The organism is Collinsella sp. HCP3S3_D1 (genome assembly GCF_052064015.1).
GTDB lineage: Bacteria > Actinomycetota > Coriobacteriia > Coriobacteriales > Coriobacteriaceae > Collinsella.
Map to the genome: position 1 here is coordinate 16336 of NZ_JBQHWK010000013.1, position 15450 is coordinate 31785.

Genomic DNA, 15450 nt, shown 5'->3' on the forward strand with positions numbered 1-15450 from the left:
GGCAGCATCACGGTCGCTGACATCGCATGGCAAAACCGGCCGCAGTCGGCGAGACGGTAATGTCGCCTCTCTCGATAGTGCATGCGAACGCGCCGCCCGCATCGCTAACGGCATCGATGCAGGCATCGGATGGATGGCCGTAGCGGTTGCCCTCGCCCGCGCTCGCAATAGAGAGCTCGGGCTTAAGGGTTTCCAGCAGGTCTGTATCGACAGAATCTTTTGAGCCGTGATGGCCCAGCTTGAGCACATCGATATCACCCACCTCCTGTACAAACTCGCGCTCCTGATCGAGCTCGGCATCACCAGTGAGGAGCATACGCAGGCTTTTGCCTTCCTGAGCATAGGAGAGCAGCAAGACAAGCGAGTCCTCATTGCCCTCACCGTCAACCGTATCAAACGGCCACATCACACGAGCCCGAAATGCGCCGATATCGACTGTGTCTCCGCGAGCCACCTGCCGATACGTGACGCCTGGGCGATTCAGAACCTCAGCAGGCGCGCTGCCCAGCGCATCCGCCGCAACCGCAATGGTTCCCACCGAAAACCGATCGAGTACGTCGGGAAGACCGCCCCAATGGTCTTCATCCCAATGCGTCACGAAGACGGCGTCGATATGGTGGACGTTATTGCGAACCAACGCCGACACCACGCGCGCGTCGAGCCCACAGTCGACGAGCGCCACGGCGCCACCCTGACGAACCAGAATCGCATCGGCCTGGCCAACATCAAGGACTGTCACCGAAGGCGGCGCACATCGATCCCAATAGACATACGGAACGCCCGCTACAAGCATCAAACACAGCAGCCCCACTGCCATGGGCCGCGCGCGGGGGCGTGGCCACAAGACCAAGAGGACCACCAGCGAAAAAGGCACCACGTATACCAAGGGCGTATCGGGCGGAACGCTTACGGATGCGCCCGGAACGGCAGCAAAGAGCTGCTCAAAGAACAGGGCACAGCGAGCGATAGCCATGGGCACCACAAGCGCCCCGTGGCGCAAGAGCGGCACAAGCGAGCAAGGCACCAGCACAACCGAAGATGCGAGCAGCACGCTTATCACCGGACCGATCACGGCATTTGCAAGCGGGGCAATGAGCGAAAACATCCCAAATGCGGGAATGGTTACGGGAAGTGTCGCGATCTGTGAGCACAGCGTGACGGACAAAATACTGGCAACCCCCGATGGCACGCCCAGCTCGCCCAAGGCGTAGGTAGCGTAGGGGCAAAAACAAAGGATGGCAAAAACACTGGCGCACGATAGCTGAAAACCCATCTCGAACAATACTGTCGGCCGCAGCAACATAAAGATTGTCATGGTCAAAAATAGAGCCGAAAGGCCATGCCGACGACGTCCGGCGCCGTTGACGACAAGCGTCACCGCCACCATACAGCACGCGCGCACGGCCGAGGGCGAAGCGCCCGTAAAGACGGCATAGGCAGCAAGGGCCAGCACCAACAGCCCTCTCTGCAGCCCACGAGAGAGGCGAGTCTTTTGCAGGGCGCTCTCAATCACAAACCCAACGATGGCAAGATGGCTGCCCGAGACGGCGATAAGATGTGCGGTGCCCGTTACCGAAAACAAATCGCCCGCCGGCTGAGCACGCAGCTCGGAGGAGCGTCCGCAGACAACGCCGGCAATGAGCGAGCGCGCCGGATCGGTCTCGGGCGCGATAACGGCAAGGAGCTCGTTTCGCAGCCAAGGCAACAGCCCCGGAAAGCCCTCGTCAACCGATACCAACCGGATGACCTTAACTTTTCGAAGCTCGCCCCGAAGCACGCGTGAGCGCCCATACGCATCATTCTCAAAACGCGAAATTCGACCGACAGCATGCACATGCGAACCGGCACCGAGCTCACGATCACACGACAGCCGTATCTCGCCCAAGCGCTTTCCACCCGCATATGAATCACAGGTATAGGAGTACGTCCCGTCATTGATGGATGGGTCACCCTGTACAACAAACTCGAGACTGCTCGCAGCTCGATTATCCAGTGCCGTCGAAGCACGCAGCGCCCCTATCGCCCAACCCGCGGACACGACCGCTCCCGCAAGGAGGCCGAGGGACGCGGCATACAGCCATCGCCTCCACCTCACAAGACGCATACAAAACCGAGCCAATACGATGCACGCGACAGCCGCAACGGGAATGGCCATAAGCAATGTGACGGGCGCTGCCCGCTCTCCCAGCAGCAAATCGGCTGCCACGTTAAGCACCAGGCCGCAGCTCGCACACAAGCCAGAACAAAGGGCCATCGTCCACGGCATCAGGGGCCGCGGCGGCATCACATGCTCGCACTCGGACACACTCATACGCAGATGCAATCTTTAATTTTGGCGAGCTTTTTCTCACCGATCCCCGATACGCGCATGAGGTCATCGACCGAGGCAAAGGCCCCGTTTTGAGTCCGCTCATCGATAATCGACTGGGCCGTAGAAGGCCCGATGCCCGAAAGCGTCTGCAGTTCCGCCGCACTTGCCGTATTGATATTCACAAGCCCCGACGAAGACCCCGCACCAGCAGTCATGGCAGCACCGCTATCGACCCCGCCGACCGCCGCAGCCGCTTGTTGCTCCCCCACCATCGGAACATAGATCTTTTGACCATCTGTGATCTTGGACGCACGGTTAAGCCCTGTCACATCCGCCTCAGCCGTGAGCCCTCCGGCGGCATCGATCGCTTGGGACACCCGCGCTCCGTCTTTGAGCCGGTACACGCCAGGCCTCGCAACGGCGCCATCGACATCGACGTACACCTCAGTAGCAGAAGAACTCTTGGCAGACGACTCATCGGCATCACCAGGTAACCCATCCCCGGCCCCGCGCACATCCGAGGCGCCCGCCTCATCACCACGCTCAAACGACACGCCGCTGGAGCGGCTACCAAAACTTGCCATCGCCAAGCCGCTCGCGGCGGCAATGACAATCAGAATCGCCACGACCATCGCCTTATGGCCGAGCAGCTTTTCTGCCCAGCGGTCCATCCGTTTAACCCGTTCGTGTTGCTCGCGTTGCGCCATAGCAAACACCTCCCAACACCATCGTGTCAGGAAACAAGCGCCGTAGCCTCCGCACGCCCACACCGGTTATCGAAGTCAAACCAAAAGCTGACCAAAACCTTGCAGGATAGTGTCCATTTATTCAGATACACGTCGACAAATGAACCGTTTATCGCCTAATGCCCAGGTAGATTAAGACCGACGATGCAAATGCACTGCCGGTCTATACACAACATTATTCGTGATCTTGGTAAATCTCACGTGGAGCAAGCTGAGGATGTTTACGTTTTAAGGTCTTAGGGGCCTTGTACGTGTTGCTCTCGAAGTCGATGTACTCGGTCTGTTTGAGCAAGCGCTCAATCATCTCCTCGTGATCGAACAGCTCCCACGCCTCATGCACGGCATCGAGTTTTGCGTGCGTCTCGGGGCGGCGCGGCATAAAGAGCGTGCAGCAATCGGGAGCAGCCTCGGTCGAGATATCGAAGGTACCGATTTCCTCGGCACGCGCGATGATCTCCTGCTTGTCCGAACCGATCAGCGGGCGGAACACGGGGATCTTGACGGCCTCGTTGACGGCCATAATGTTCTCGAGCGTCTGGGAGGCAACCTGACCGAGCGATTCACCGGTCACGATAGCCTTGGCGCCCTCGATATGCGCAATGCGCTCGGCAACCGAATACATAATGCGGCGGTACATGATCACGCGCAGGTTGCTGGGGCAGGCCACGGAAATCTCACGCTGGCAATCGCCAAACGGCACCACGTACAGGCGGCCGATCTGGACGCCCGGCGCAAGCGCACGGATAATGTCCCGCACCAAATACTCGCTCGTATCGGGTGTCTGCGGACGACCGGAGAAATGTACCGGCACGCACACCGCGCCGCGACGCGCGAGCATCCAGGTCGCCACCGGAGAATCGATGCCCGACGACAGGAGCGTCACAACCTTGCCGGCGGAACCCACCGGCAGACCGCCCACGCCGCGCTCGGAGCGCGCATACACGTAAACGCTACCCTGGACCACCAGTACGTGCACCATCGCGTCGGGGTCGTGCATCTGGACCTTTTTATCGGGGAAGGCCTCGCACAGTACCTCGCCAACCTGACGATTGATATCAATCGAGGTGAGCTCGTAGTCGGTGTTAGAGCGTTTGGCATGCACCTTAAACGAATCGAAGGGACCAAACTCGTGCAGCGCCTTCACGGCGGCGGCGCAGTACTCCTGCGGGTCGCGGTTGGTGTGATATGCCAGGGACACGCGGGCAACGCCGGGGACGGTGCGAATGACACGCGCCGCCTCGTCGGCCTGATGCTCGTTAAAGGTCACGAGGATATAACCGGAAATTCGAGACACGGCATTCACGGAAAAGGCGGCCAAGGCCGCCTTGATGTTATCCATGAGGATATGCTCAAAATGTGCGCGGTTCTTGCCCTTCAGTCCAACCTCGTGATAGTGGACCAGGCAGACGCGAGCTGCCATTTAGGCTTCAGCAACCTTGTGACCGAGCGCCTTCTTGTAACGAGCCTCGTCGTAGGAGATATCGCCGTCGACAATCTCGTCCATAGCCATCGAGATGGTATCGGCGCCGGAGAGGCCAATGGTAATGTCATCGACATCCTGAACGGCAAGCACGCGGTTGTGCTGGCCGCGCAGCATGCTGTTAATGTCGCAGGCGCGCTTGGAGGCAAGCGAGGCGAGCAGGAAGCGGTTGTGATCGGTCTTCTCCAGAAGATCGTCAATACAAGGCTTTACAACGGACACGGACCTCAGATCCTTTCATGCATATCGAGAACGCGAACGAGCTCATCGGTCGCGCGGTCGAGATCGTCATTCACCACGACGTCGTCGTAGCGGTCGGCAAGGGCAAGTTCATCGGCGGCGTTTGCCATGCGCAGCTCGATCGTCTCGGGCGTCTCGGTACCGCGACCGACCAGGCGATCGCGTAACACCTCAAGCGAAGGCGGCTTGATAAAGATCAACACGGCCTCGGGGAAACGCTCCTTGACCTGCAGGGCACCCTGGACATCAATCTCCAAAATCAGAGACGAGCCAGAGGCGAGCTTGGATGCGACCTCGCTCACCAACGTACCGTAGCAGTTACCGTGGACCTCGGCCCACTCAACAAACTCACCGTTTGCCACGCGGCGGTCGAACTCCTCGCGCGTCAGGAAAAAGTAGTTGACGCCGTCGACCTCACCTTTACGTGGCGCTCGCGTGGTAGCCGAAACCGTCAGGCCCAGGTTCGAGCGGCGCTCGCGCACACGACTGACGAGCGTCCCCTTGCCTGCACCTGACGGTCCAGAAATCACAAAGAGCTTTGAATCCTGAGCGCTCACTTATTTGGTCAGCTGCTCGAGGAGCTGCTCGCGCTGACGGACGCCGAGGCCCTGGACGCGACGGGTAGCGGAGATGCCGAGCTCCTCCATGATCTTGGCGGCCTTGGCCTTGCCATAACCGGGCAGAGACTCAATGAGGGTGGAAACCTTCATGCGGGAAGCGATGGGGTCATCGGAGTTGAGCACGGACTCGAGAGACTTCTCGCCCTTCTTGATCTGCTCGCGAAGCTCAGCGCGGGCGTGACGTGCGGCGGCAGCCTTCTCAAGAGCCTGCTTACGCTGCTCGTCGGTAAGCTGAGGGAGTGCCATTCGAACCTCCAAATAGTTGGGTTATATCTGATGCAATAATTGGCATTTTAGCACGTCAAACGCACTAAATGCCCAATCGACGGCTCCATAGGTTAGACGATACCTGCGAAAAGTGCAATATACGGAGGTCAAAGTTGAGCCCCTGACCTGTGATTCCACACAAAGGATGGGAAAGTTTTCGCAGGCACAAGGGCTAATTTGTGCTAATAAGACCCAAAAGTGGTGACTTGAGGGAATCTTTTACGCGACGTTTTCGACCAGCTCGGCGACGATGGCGTCAAAGGCCGCAACCGGATCGTCGGAGCCGGTAATAGGACGGCCCACCACGATGTGGCTCGCACCGCGCTCGATAGCCTGGGAAGGTGTCGCCACACGGGATTGATCGCCCAGGGCGGCACCCACCGGACGCACACCCGGAGTCACGATCAGCGCGTCGGGGCCGAGCAGCTCACGCATGTCGTGAGCCTCCATCGGCGAGCACACGATACCGTCGATGCCGTTGGCCTGAGCGAGCTTTGCCAGGCGAGCGGCCTCCTCGGCCACGGGCGACTCGACGCCGATCTCCGCCAGCGCATCCTGATTCATGCTCGTAAGCACGGTGATGGCGACGAGCTTGGCGCGGTCCTCGCGCGCCTCCTCGGCACCCTCGCGGCAGGCAGCGAGCATGGCGCCCGAACCCAAGCCGTGGACCGAGAGCAGGTCGGCACCGGCAAGCGAGGCCGAGCGAGCGGCACCGCGCACCTGATGCGGAATGTCATGGAACTTGAGGTCGAGGAAGACCTTAAAGCCCAAATCCTTGAACGTCTTGACGATCTCGGGACCCTCGGCGTAATAGAGCGTCATGCCCACCTTGAGCCAGGCGGCATGGCCCGAAAGCTCATGGGCGAGCTCGAGTGCGCGCTCACGGTCGCAGTCGAGGGCGACGATAACACGGTCGCGGGCATCGGTCTCTAGCATTCGAACGCACCTACCAGCTCGTTGATGTCCTTTACGCCCTGGGACTCCGCCCAGGCCTCGAGCTCGTGCGCGATCTTAAGCGAAGCACACGGGTCGACGAAGTTGGCCATGCCGACCGACACGCAGGTGGCGCCGGCCAGGATAAACTCGGCCGCATCCTCGCCGGTCATGACACCGCCGACACCGTTGATGGGGATATCGACGGCCTGGGCGACCTCCCAGACCATGCGCACGGCGATGTGGTGGCACAGCGGGCCCGAAAGGCCGCCCTTGGGCTTGGCCACACGGGACTTGCGGGTGTGCACGTCAATGGCCATGCCCTGGATGGAGTTGATGACCGAAAGGCCATCGGCGCCGGCAGCCTCGAGGGCGCGGGCGATCTCGGCGACGTTGACCGGAGCCATCTTAACGAACAGCGGCTTATCGGTCACCTTGCGGCAGGCAGCCATAACGGAAGAGGCGCCCTCGGGCGTGGAGCCCATGGCGGCACCGCCGGCGGCAATGTTGGGGCAGCTCACGTTGATCTCATAGCCGGCAGCCCAGGGGCACAGCTCGACATACATCTCGAGCGCGCGCACGAACTCATCAACGGAGTGACCGGCAACCTGGCAGATGACCTGGCAACCGTCCTTGGAGAGCTGCTCGAGCCACGGACCGGACTCGCGGGCGAAAGCGGCCACACCGGGGTTCTGCAGGCCCACGGAATTGATCATGCCGCCGGGGATCTCGGCCATGCGGGGTGCAGGATTGCCGGGCCAGGGCTCGGCAGCGCAACCCTTGGTGGTGATGGCACCCAGCTGGGAGACATCAAAGAAGTTCTGGAACTGCCAACCGTAGCCAAAGGTACCGGCTGCGGTGTTGATGGGGTTCTGCATCTTGACGCCGCCGAAATCGACGGACATGTTCACGGTACCCACTAGAAGACCACCACCTTGGAAGCATCAAACACGGGGCCGCACATGCAGGCGCCCTTCATACCGTCGACCGTCTCGACATTGCAGGTGTTGCAGGCACCAAAGCCGCAGCTCATCATGCGCTCGAGCGACACCTCGCAGTACGCGCCGGCCTCGGCGGCAGCGGCGGCGACTTTCTTCATCATAACGGCGGGACCACAGCTGGCGACGTAGTCGTAACCGCCCTTGCCGAGCAGCTCAGCGGCAGGATCGGTGCATAAGCCGTGCGTACCCAACGAGCCGTCGTCGGTGCACACGTTGACCGTGGCTCCCAGCGCGCGGAACTCATCGACGCCCACGACCTTGGACGCGGTGCCAAAACCCAGGCACACGTCAACGGCCACGCCCTGCTCGGCAAGCATGCCAGCGAGGCACAGCACGGGCGGAACACCGATGCCGCCCGCCACGAGCAGCGCCTTCCTGGTGCCCTCGGGTACCAGCCAGCCGCGGCCGCCAGGGCCCAACAGGTTGGACTTGGAGCCGGGGCCCATTTGCGACAGACGACGGGTGTCGTCGCCCACGACGGCGTACCACAGCTCGACGGTACCGGCCTCGGCGTCAGAGCGATAGAAGCTCAAGGGCACGCGAAGCAGCGAAGAGGCATCGCCGGGCACGGCGATGTTCACAAACTGACCGGGCTTGAGCGCACTTGCAAGCTTGGGGGCCGAAATAACGAGCGAGAAGATGCCGTCGGCGATCTCCTGGTTCGAGACGACCTCGAAGTCGTGCATGCGTGCAGTGGAAGGTGTGGGCATAGACGCTCCAATCCCCCATGCAGTTGCATGGACCAAACGAACAGAAAGCGCGGCACCGCAAGGGCACCGCGCGCAAAAGCGATAAGGCTATGCTAGCAGATGCAGCCGTCGGCAAGCGTCTGTTTACCGCCGACAAACACATCGGTGGCACGACCGGTGAGCGTGCGGCCGGCAAAACCGGAGTTCTCGGCGCGCGACTCGTAACCGTCCTCGCCGACCGTCCAGGTGACAGACGCGTCGAAGACGGTCAGGTCGGCAACAGAGCCCGCCTTGACCTGAACCTGGTCGAGGCCCAGGATCTCACGCGGCTTAATAGCCATGAGCTCGACCATGCGGCCCATACCCATCTTGCCCGTGTTGACCAGCTCGGTGAGCACGAGCGACAGCGAGGTCTCGAGGCCGATCATGCCAAAGGGCGCGAGCTCGAACTCACGGGCTTTCTCCCACGGCGTGTGGGGAGCGTGATCGGTGACGATGACGTCGACGGTGCCGTCGATGACACCCTGGCGGATGGCCTCGGCATCCTCGTCGGTACGCAGCGGCGGGTTAACCTTGAGCGAGGTGTTGTAGGTCTCGTCCAGGTCGTTCTCGGTCAGGAACATGTGATGCGGAGTGGCCTCGCAGGTAACCTGAACGCCAGCGGCCTTGCCGGCACGCACGAGCTCCAGGCCATGGGCGGTGGAGATGTGCTGGATGTGCAGCTTGGCACCGGTCAGTTTGGCGATCTCGATGTCGCGGGCGATCTGGAGCTCCTCGCCGGCAGCCGGCCAGCCCTCGAGGGCCAGACGAGTCGAAACCTTGCCCTCGTTGATCTGGCCGTGGCCGACCAGGTCCTCGTCCTGGCAATGGCTCATGAAGACCTTGCCGAACATCTTGCCGTAGTCCATGCAGCGACGGAGCATGCCTGCACCCTGCACGCCGCGACCGTCGTCGGTGAAGGCGACGGCGCCGTGGGCGACCATATCGCCCATCTCGGACATAGCCTCGCCCTTAAGACCGCGGGTCATGGCGCCGGAAGGATAGACGCGGCAGTGGCCGACCTCGGCAGCGCGCGACTTGACGAACTCAACAACGGTACCGTTATCGGTAACGGGGTCGGTGTTGGGCATGGCGCACACGCCAGTGAAGCCGCCCTTGGCAGCTGCGCGGGTGCCGCTCTCGATGTCCTCTTTGACCTCGTAGCCGGGCTCGCGCAGGTGGACGTGCATGTCCACCAGGCCAGGGACAAGGTACTTACCGGAAAGGTCGCGGACCTCGGCTCCCTCGGCGGCGAGGTTCTCGCCGACCTCGGCGATCTTGTCGCCGTCGATCAGGACATCAACGACCCCGTCAAGCTCGACGGACGGATCGACGACGTGGGCATTCTTAAGAAGCAAGGCCATTATCGGCACCTCCAAGCAGCAGATACAGGATAGCCATACGCACGCAGATGCCGGCGTAGACCTGCTCCAGGATGACGGAGCGTTGCGGGTGGTCGGCCATATAGGAGTCGAACTCGACGCCACGGTTGATGGGGCCCGGGTGGCAAATGATCGCGTCGGGCTTCATGAGCTTCTCACGGTCCTTGGTCAGGCCGAAGAGCTTGTGGTACTCGCGAATGGTCGGGAACGGGGCACCCTCGAGGCGCTCCTGCTGTACGCGCAGCATGTAAACGACGTCCAGCTCGGGCAGGACGGAATCGAGGTCGCTCGTCACGTGGTCGCAGCCCAGAACCTCGGGCGCCGGCGGCAGCAGCGTGCCGGGGGCGACGGCGTAGGTCTCGCAGCCCATGATCTTCAACGCGGGGATCAGCGAGCCGCAAACACGGGAGTGGGCGATGTCGCCGACGACGGCGACTTTCAGACCGTGGAAGTCACCCTTGTGCTCCCAGATGGTGTACAGGTCAAGCAGGGCCTGCGTGGGGTGATTGTGCTTACCGTCACCGGCGCAGATAACACTCGCGGGCGAATTCTGCGTGACGATGTAGGGAGCACCGGCATGTTTGTCGCGCACGACGATGCAGTCGATCTTGTAGGCGTTGAGCGTCTCGACGGTATCGACGAGGCTCTCGCCCTTGACCGTGGAGGTCGAGGAGCCGCCAAAGTTGAGGCTGTCGGCCGAAAGACGCTTCTCGGCAAGCTCGAAGGAGCTGCGGGTACGCGTCGAGGGCTCGTTGAACATATTGACGATAGTCTTGCCCTTGAGCGTGGGGACCTTCTTGATGGCACGCTCGTTGACCTCGGAGAACGCCTTGGCGGTCTCGAGGATGAGCTTGATGTCCTCTTCGGAGTACTCGGTAATGTCGATCAGGTGCTTATGATTGAACGCCACGGTACTACTCACCTCCCAGCGGCGCGGAGCCCACGTGGGAACCCGGCGCGACGTCGTTGATCTCGACAGCGGTACGGCCGTCGACTTCCTTCATATATAGGTGCACGTTCTCCTCGTGCGACGAGGGAACGTTCTTGCCGACAAAGTCCGGCGAGATAGGGAGCTCGCGGTGGCCGCGGTCAACGAGAACTGCCAGCTCGATGCGGCTCGGACGGCCCAGGTCCATAACGGCGTCCAGAGCGGCGCGGATGGTGCGACCCGTGTACAGGATGTCGTCAACCAAAACGACGCGCTTGCCGTCGACGCTGAAGGGAATGTTGGTAGCGTGGATCGCGGGAGCGAAGTTAGTCGCATAGTCATCGCGATAGAAGCTGATGTCCAGGCTGCCGAGCGGGACGTCAACACCCTCGATCTCCTTGATCGCCTCGGCGAGCTTCTTTGCCAGAAGGTCGCCGCGCGTGACGATGCCGACCAGAGCGAGGTCTTCACAGCCCTCGTTGCGCTCGAGAATCTCGTGCGCGATGCGGGTCATCGCTCGGTTGACGGCGGTCTCGTCCATGATGACCGCCTTGGGGGAAGTCGTGCCCATCGATCTCCTTCCTCACATGTCTTGACTGCTGATACAGTCAAAAAAATAGATGCCCGACCGCTCAAAGCGGACCAGACACCCACAGGAAGGACTGCTCTATGGCAGCAATATAAATCCATGTGGGTATCTCGTACCCCTTTAATGGTCAAGGGATAGTGTAGCCAACCCCGAGCTTAATTGCGAGCATTAATACGGAGCAATCCGCAAACGGACTCAACGCTCCATAAACCTATATATATTTGCGGGACAAGCTTGAAAACGTCGATGCGAGCTGGCATAATCCCCTCTGCTACACGCAAATCGGATCTACGTCCAGGGCCGTAGCGTGGGCACTATCGCCATAAGAGAAATATCTCTGTGTAGATTACGCACAGGGAGCTGCTTCTGTGCTATAGTTCAGGCTTGTTTGTTAACGCGACATGTTCGTTTGTCGCCCAAGGAGGGTCAGTTATGTCCAAAGTTTGCGAAGTTTGCGGTAAGCACCCCGTTGCCGGTCGCTCCATCAGCCACTCTCACCGCGTCACCAACCGTAAGTTCCGCCCCAACATCCAGCGTGTCTACGTCGTCGTCGATGGTCACCGTCGCAAGATGAACGTTTGCTCCACCTGCCTTAAGTCTGGCAAGGTTGCGCGCTCCTAAATAAGGTCTTACCAACAAGTACCTCGGACTCTCCGGGTCAAAGACCTCGCGTTCACATAGAACTTACCAAAGGCGTCCTCTCTTGTGGAGGGCGCCTTTTTGCACTCATTGGGGACAGACTTACATGGGTGTTTTCACTCATTGGGGACAGACTTACATGGGTGTTTTCACTCATTGGGGACAGACATGATGCGTGTCTGCGGCGCCCCGACTAGCTCCGGCCCCTGCCTCACGCAGCTTCCTTCCAGCCCGCAGTGGCCTTGGTCACACTTGTAGCGCCGATACCGGTGATACGGGCAATTTGCTTGACCGTGAGATGTGCCTGCCTGAGCCTCAGCAGGCAGGCATCGCGTTCGGGGCGTGGCAGGGCCTTAAGCAGCGTAGGATCTATGCTCGGCAGGACTTCGCGCGCAACGGAAAGGGCCTCCTCATCGGGGATCCGACGGCGTGGAAGAACCTCCACCGACCAGATGCGCCCGGCAGCTTCCTTGAGATGTTCGCAATAGCAACGGGAGCCTCCGACAATATCGAGCATAGGGGCCGCATCACAAATGTCAAAGGGATCGTAGCCCAGCTGATATGCCTTGAAGCTTGACCATCGGTACGCCTCGAGTGAGTCGAGCGAACCTTTCACAGGATTGAGATGGATATAATCGAGCAGCTGCACCGCCATAACAGGTCCAGAACAGCGAAATGGCAAAACGATGTCTGTCCCAAATGAGTGAAAGCACTCATATAAGTCTGTCCCCAATGAGCGGGCCGATGCCAGGCTGATATTTTAAATTAAAACGCTTCAGTAGATTGAAGCGTTTTAGTGTGCCTTTTACGGGAATCTTACCGTTCGCCGAATAATTTCTTGCTATCATGCAACACGTAGGGTAAATCTCCGATCGCAAGGAGACACAAATGGTGAAAAAGTCACCGGAAAACACTACTCCCGCAATTGTGGACAACGTAGAGGCGCTTGAGGCTAAGCTCGCTCAGATGCGAGAGGCCCAGGCGCTTTTTGCTACGTACACGCAGGAGCAGGTCGACAAGATCTTCTACGAGGCCGCCATGGCCGCCAACAAGGCTCGTATCCCGCTGGCGAAGATGGCCATCGAGGAGACCGGTCGCGGCGTTCTTGAGGACAAGGTCATCAAGAACCACTACGCCGCAGAGTACATCTACAACGCTTACAAGAACACCAAGACCTGTGGTGTCATTGAGCGCGACGAGGCCTACGGCATCACCAAGATCGCTGAGCCCATCGGCATCGTGGGCGCCGTCATCCCGACGACCAACCCCACCTCCACCGCGATCTTCAAGACGCTGATCAGCCTGAAGACCCGCAACGCCATCATCATCTCCCCGCACCCGGCTGCCGCCAAGTGCACCATCGCCGCCGCCAAGCTCGTGCTTGACGCCGCCGTCAAGGCCGGCGCCCCCGAGGGCATCATCGGCTGGGTCGATGTCCCCTCCATCGAGCTGACCAACATGGTCATGCGCGATGTCGACATCATCCTCGCCACCGGTGGCCCGGGCATGGTCAAGGCCGCCTACTCCTCGGGCAAGCCCGCCCTGGGCGTTGGCGCCGGTAACACCCCGGTCGTCATCGACGACACCGCCGACGTGCTGCTCGCCGTCAACTCCATCATCCACTCCAAGACCTTCGACAACGGCATGATCTGCGCTTCCGAGCAGTCCGTGACCGTCATCGACACCATCTATGACCAGGTTAAGGCCGAATTCCAGAAGCGCGGCTGCTACTTCGTCAAGCAGGGTGCCGAGATGGAGGCCCTGCGCGGCGCCATGTTCAAGAACGGCGCTCTCGATCACCGCATCCCCGGCATGGCTGCCGCCAAGATCGCCGAGCTCGCCGGTATCGAGGTTCCCGCCAAGACCAAGATCCTGATCGCCGAGGTCACCTCCACCGACCCCGCCAAGGAGGAGTTCTCCCACGAGAAGCTCTCCCCTGTCCTGGCCATGTATCACGCCAAGGACTTCCAGGAGGCCGTCGACAAGGCCGAGCACCTGGTACTCGCCGGTGGCCCGGGCCACACCGCCTCTCTGTACGTGCATCCCGCCCAGGCCGATAAGATCAGCCTGTTCGAGCATGTCATGAAGGCCTGCCGTATCGTCATCAACACCCCGTCCTCGCACGGCGGCATCGGTGACCTGTACAACTTTGGCATGAAGCCGTCTCTGACCCTGGGCTGCGGCTCCTGGGGCGGCAACTCCGTCTCCGAGAACGTTGGGGTGAAGCACTTGATCAACGTTAAGACTGTGGCCGAGCGCCGTGAGAACATGCTGTGGTTCCGCGCTCCCGAGAAGGTCTACTTCAAGAAGGGTTCCACGCCCGTCGCTCTCGACGAGCTGGGCAGCGTCATGGGCAAGAAGCGCGCCTTTATCGTCACCGACCAGTTCCTCTTCAAGAATGGCAACACCCGCGCCATCGAGGCCAAGCTCGACGAGATGGGCATCGCCCACGACTGCTTCTACGACGTCGAGCCCGATCCGTCGCTGCAGTGCGCACGTCGCGGCGCCAAGCAGATGGCTCTCTTTGAGCCGGACGTCATCATCGCCGTTGGCGGTGGCTCCGCTATGGACGCCGGCAAGATCATGTGGATGATGTACGAGCACCCCGAGTGCAAGTTTGAGGACATGGCCATGGACTTCATGGACATCCGCAAGCGTATCTTCACCTTCCCCGAGATGGGCAAGAAGGCCTACTTCGTCGCCGTCCCGACCTCTTCGGGCACCGGTTCCGAGTGCACGCCCTTCGCCATCATCACCGACAAGGAGACCGGCATCAAGTGGCCGCTCGCCGACTACGCGCTGCTCCCCAACATGGCTATCGTTGACGCCGACAACTGCATGACCGCCCCGCGCGGCCTGACCGCCGCCTCCGGCATCGACGTCATGACCCACGCCATCGAGTCCTATGTCTCCATCATGGCCTCCGACTACACCAAGGGCCTCTCCGAGCGCGCTGCCAAGCTCGTCTTCGAGAACCTGCCCTCCAGCTTCGAAAACGGCGCCAAGGACCCGCATGCCCGCGAGGAGATGCACAACGCCTCCTGCATGGCCGGTATGGCCTTCGCCAACGCCTTCCTGGGCCTCAACCACTCCATGGCCCACAAGCTCGGTGCCTTCCATCACCTGCCCCACGGCATCGCCAACGCCATCATCCTGACTCGCGTCATGCGCTACAACGCCGCCGAGGCCCCCGTCAAGATGGGCACGTTCTCCCAGTATCCTTACCCCAACGCGCTGCACAACTACGCCGAGATGGCCAAGTACTGCGGTATCGAGGGCAAGGACGACAAGGAGATCTTCGAGAACTTCATCACGAAGCTCGAGGAGCTCAAGGACTTCATCGGTGTCAAGAAGACCATCGCCGACTACGGTGTTGACGAGCAGTACTTCCTCGACACCCTCGACGAGATGACCGAGCAGGCATTCAACGACCAGTGCACCGGCGCTAACCCGCGCTACCCGCTCATGAGCGAGATCAAGGAGCTCTACCTGGACGCCTACTATGGCCGCGAGCCCCAGGACTACGCCGTCTGCTAGTTTTTAGCACGGTTATTTCGGCGGGGGTGAACGGGCGCACGCACGCCCC

15 protein-coding genes are annotated in these 15450 nt (G+C 60.7%); 2 read left to right on the forward strand and 13 right to left on the reverse strand.

What is annotated here, in order from left to right:
- Nucleotides 1-7 precede the first annotated feature (7 nt).
- The 12 genes from ACTNDJ_RS05815 to pyrR all read right to left on the reverse strand — a co-directional run bounded on the left by ACTNDJ_RS05815 (nucleotide 8) and on the right by pyrR (nucleotide 11207).
- Nucleotides 8-2038: a DNA internalization-related competence protein ComEC/Rec2 gene (locus tag ACTNDJ_RS05815; RefSeq protein ID WP_441063829.1), complete on the reverse strand. Its 2031-nt coding sequence runs from the start codon at nucleotides 2036-2038 to the stop codon at nucleotides 8-10.
- A gap of 269 nt (nucleotides 2039-2307) precedes the next feature.
- Complete coding sequence (locus ACTNDJ_RS05820) at nucleotides 2308-3018, reverse strand: helix-hairpin-helix domain-containing protein (protein ID WP_441063827.1); 711 nt, start codon at nucleotides 3016-3018, stop codon at nucleotides 2308-2310.
- Between the two features lie 214 nt (nucleotides 3019-3232).
- The gene (thiI, locus tag ACTNDJ_RS05825; RefSeq protein WP_441083435.1) at nucleotides 3233-4477 is read right to left on the reverse strand and encodes a tRNA uracil 4-sulfurtransferase ThiI; all 1245 of its coding nucleotides are present in this window, start codon (nucleotides 4475-4477) and stop codon (nucleotides 3233-3235) included.
- The gene (locus tag ACTNDJ_RS05830; protein ID WP_370450597.1) at nucleotides 4478-4759 is read right to left on the reverse strand and encodes a DNA-directed RNA polymerase subunit omega; all 282 of its coding nucleotides are present in this window, start codon (nucleotides 4757-4759) and stop codon (nucleotides 4478-4480) included. It abuts the gene before it with no gap.
- 5 nt (nucleotides 4760-4764) lie between these two features.
- Nucleotides 4765-5334: a guanylate kinase gene (gene gmk, locus ACTNDJ_RS05835; RefSeq protein WP_427794783.1), complete on the reverse strand. Its 570-nt coding sequence runs from the start codon at nucleotides 5332-5334 to the stop codon at nucleotides 4765-4767.
- Nucleotides 5335-5643 carry an integration host factor, actinobacterial type gene (mihF, locus tag ACTNDJ_RS05840; protein ID WP_006236130.1) on the reverse strand — a complete coding sequence of 103 codons (309 nt, stop codon included), beginning with the start codon at nucleotides 5641-5643 and terminating at the stop codon, nucleotides 5335-5337.
- Nucleotides 5644-5883: 240 nt separating this feature from the next.
- On the reverse strand, nucleotides 5884-6600 hold the full coding sequence (gene pyrF, locus ACTNDJ_RS05845) for an orotidine-5'-phosphate decarboxylase (RefSeq protein ID WP_427747926.1): 717 nt from the start codon (nucleotides 6598-6600) through the stop codon (nucleotides 5884-5886).
- On the reverse strand, nucleotides 6594-7502 hold the full coding sequence (locus tag ACTNDJ_RS05850) for a dihydroorotate dehydrogenase (RefSeq protein ID WP_427717595.1): 909 nt from the start codon (nucleotides 7500-7502) through the stop codon (nucleotides 6594-6596). Before ACTNDJ_RS05850 ends, pyrF begins: the two co-directional genes overlap by 7 nt.
- A gap of 14 nt (nucleotides 7503-7516) precedes the next feature.
- Entirely contained in the window at nucleotides 7517-8284 is a 768-nt protein-coding gene (locus ACTNDJ_RS05855) for a dihydroorotate dehydrogenase electron transfer subunit (RefSeq protein WP_154516544.1), read from the reverse strand.
- Between the two features lie 116 nt (nucleotides 8285-8400).
- A complete protein-coding gene (locus ACTNDJ_RS05860) occupies nucleotides 8401-9690 on the reverse strand; it encodes a dihydroorotase (RefSeq protein WP_154516264.1) in 1290 nt (429 codons plus the stop codon).
- Nucleotides 9674-10618, reverse strand: coding sequence for an aspartate carbamoyltransferase catalytic subunit (locus ACTNDJ_RS05865; RefSeq protein WP_035138537.1), 945 nt, complete (start codon nucleotides 10616-10618; stop codon nucleotides 9674-9676). The genes ACTNDJ_RS05860 and ACTNDJ_RS05865 overlap by 17 nt, the downstream gene beginning before the upstream one ends.
- A gap of 4 nt (nucleotides 10619-10622) precedes the next feature.
- Nucleotides 10623-11207: a bifunctional pyr operon transcriptional regulator/uracil phosphoribosyltransferase PyrR gene (pyrR, locus tag ACTNDJ_RS05870; protein ID WP_138374176.1), complete on the reverse strand. Its 585-nt coding sequence runs from the start codon at nucleotides 11205-11207 to the stop codon at nucleotides 10623-10625.
- Between the two features lie 450 nt (nucleotides 11208-11657).
- On the opposite strand from pyrR, the gene rpmB reads away from it, so the two are divergent.
- A complete protein-coding gene (gene rpmB, locus ACTNDJ_RS05875; protein ID WP_022094725.1) occupies nucleotides 11658-11846 on the forward strand; it encodes a 50S ribosomal protein L28 in 189 nt (62 codons plus the stop codon).
- Nucleotides 11847-12075: 229 nt separating this feature from the next.
- On the opposite strand, the gene ACTNDJ_RS05880 is transcribed toward rpmB, so the two are convergent.
- Entirely contained in the window at nucleotides 12076-12519 is a 444-nt protein-coding gene (locus ACTNDJ_RS05880; RefSeq protein ID WP_441063825.1) for a hypothetical protein, read from the reverse strand.
- A gap of 233 nt (nucleotides 12520-12752) precedes the next feature.
- Here ACTNDJ_RS05880 and adhE point away from each other — a divergent pair, with 233 nt between their 5' ends.
- Nucleotides 12753-15401 (forward strand): bifunctional acetaldehyde-CoA/alcohol dehydrogenase, encoded by a 2649-nt coding sequence (gene adhE / locus ACTNDJ_RS05885; protein WP_441063824.1) that lies wholly within the window; start codon nucleotides 12753-12755, stop codon nucleotides 15399-15401.
- Nucleotides 15402-15450: the final 49 nt, after the last annotated feature.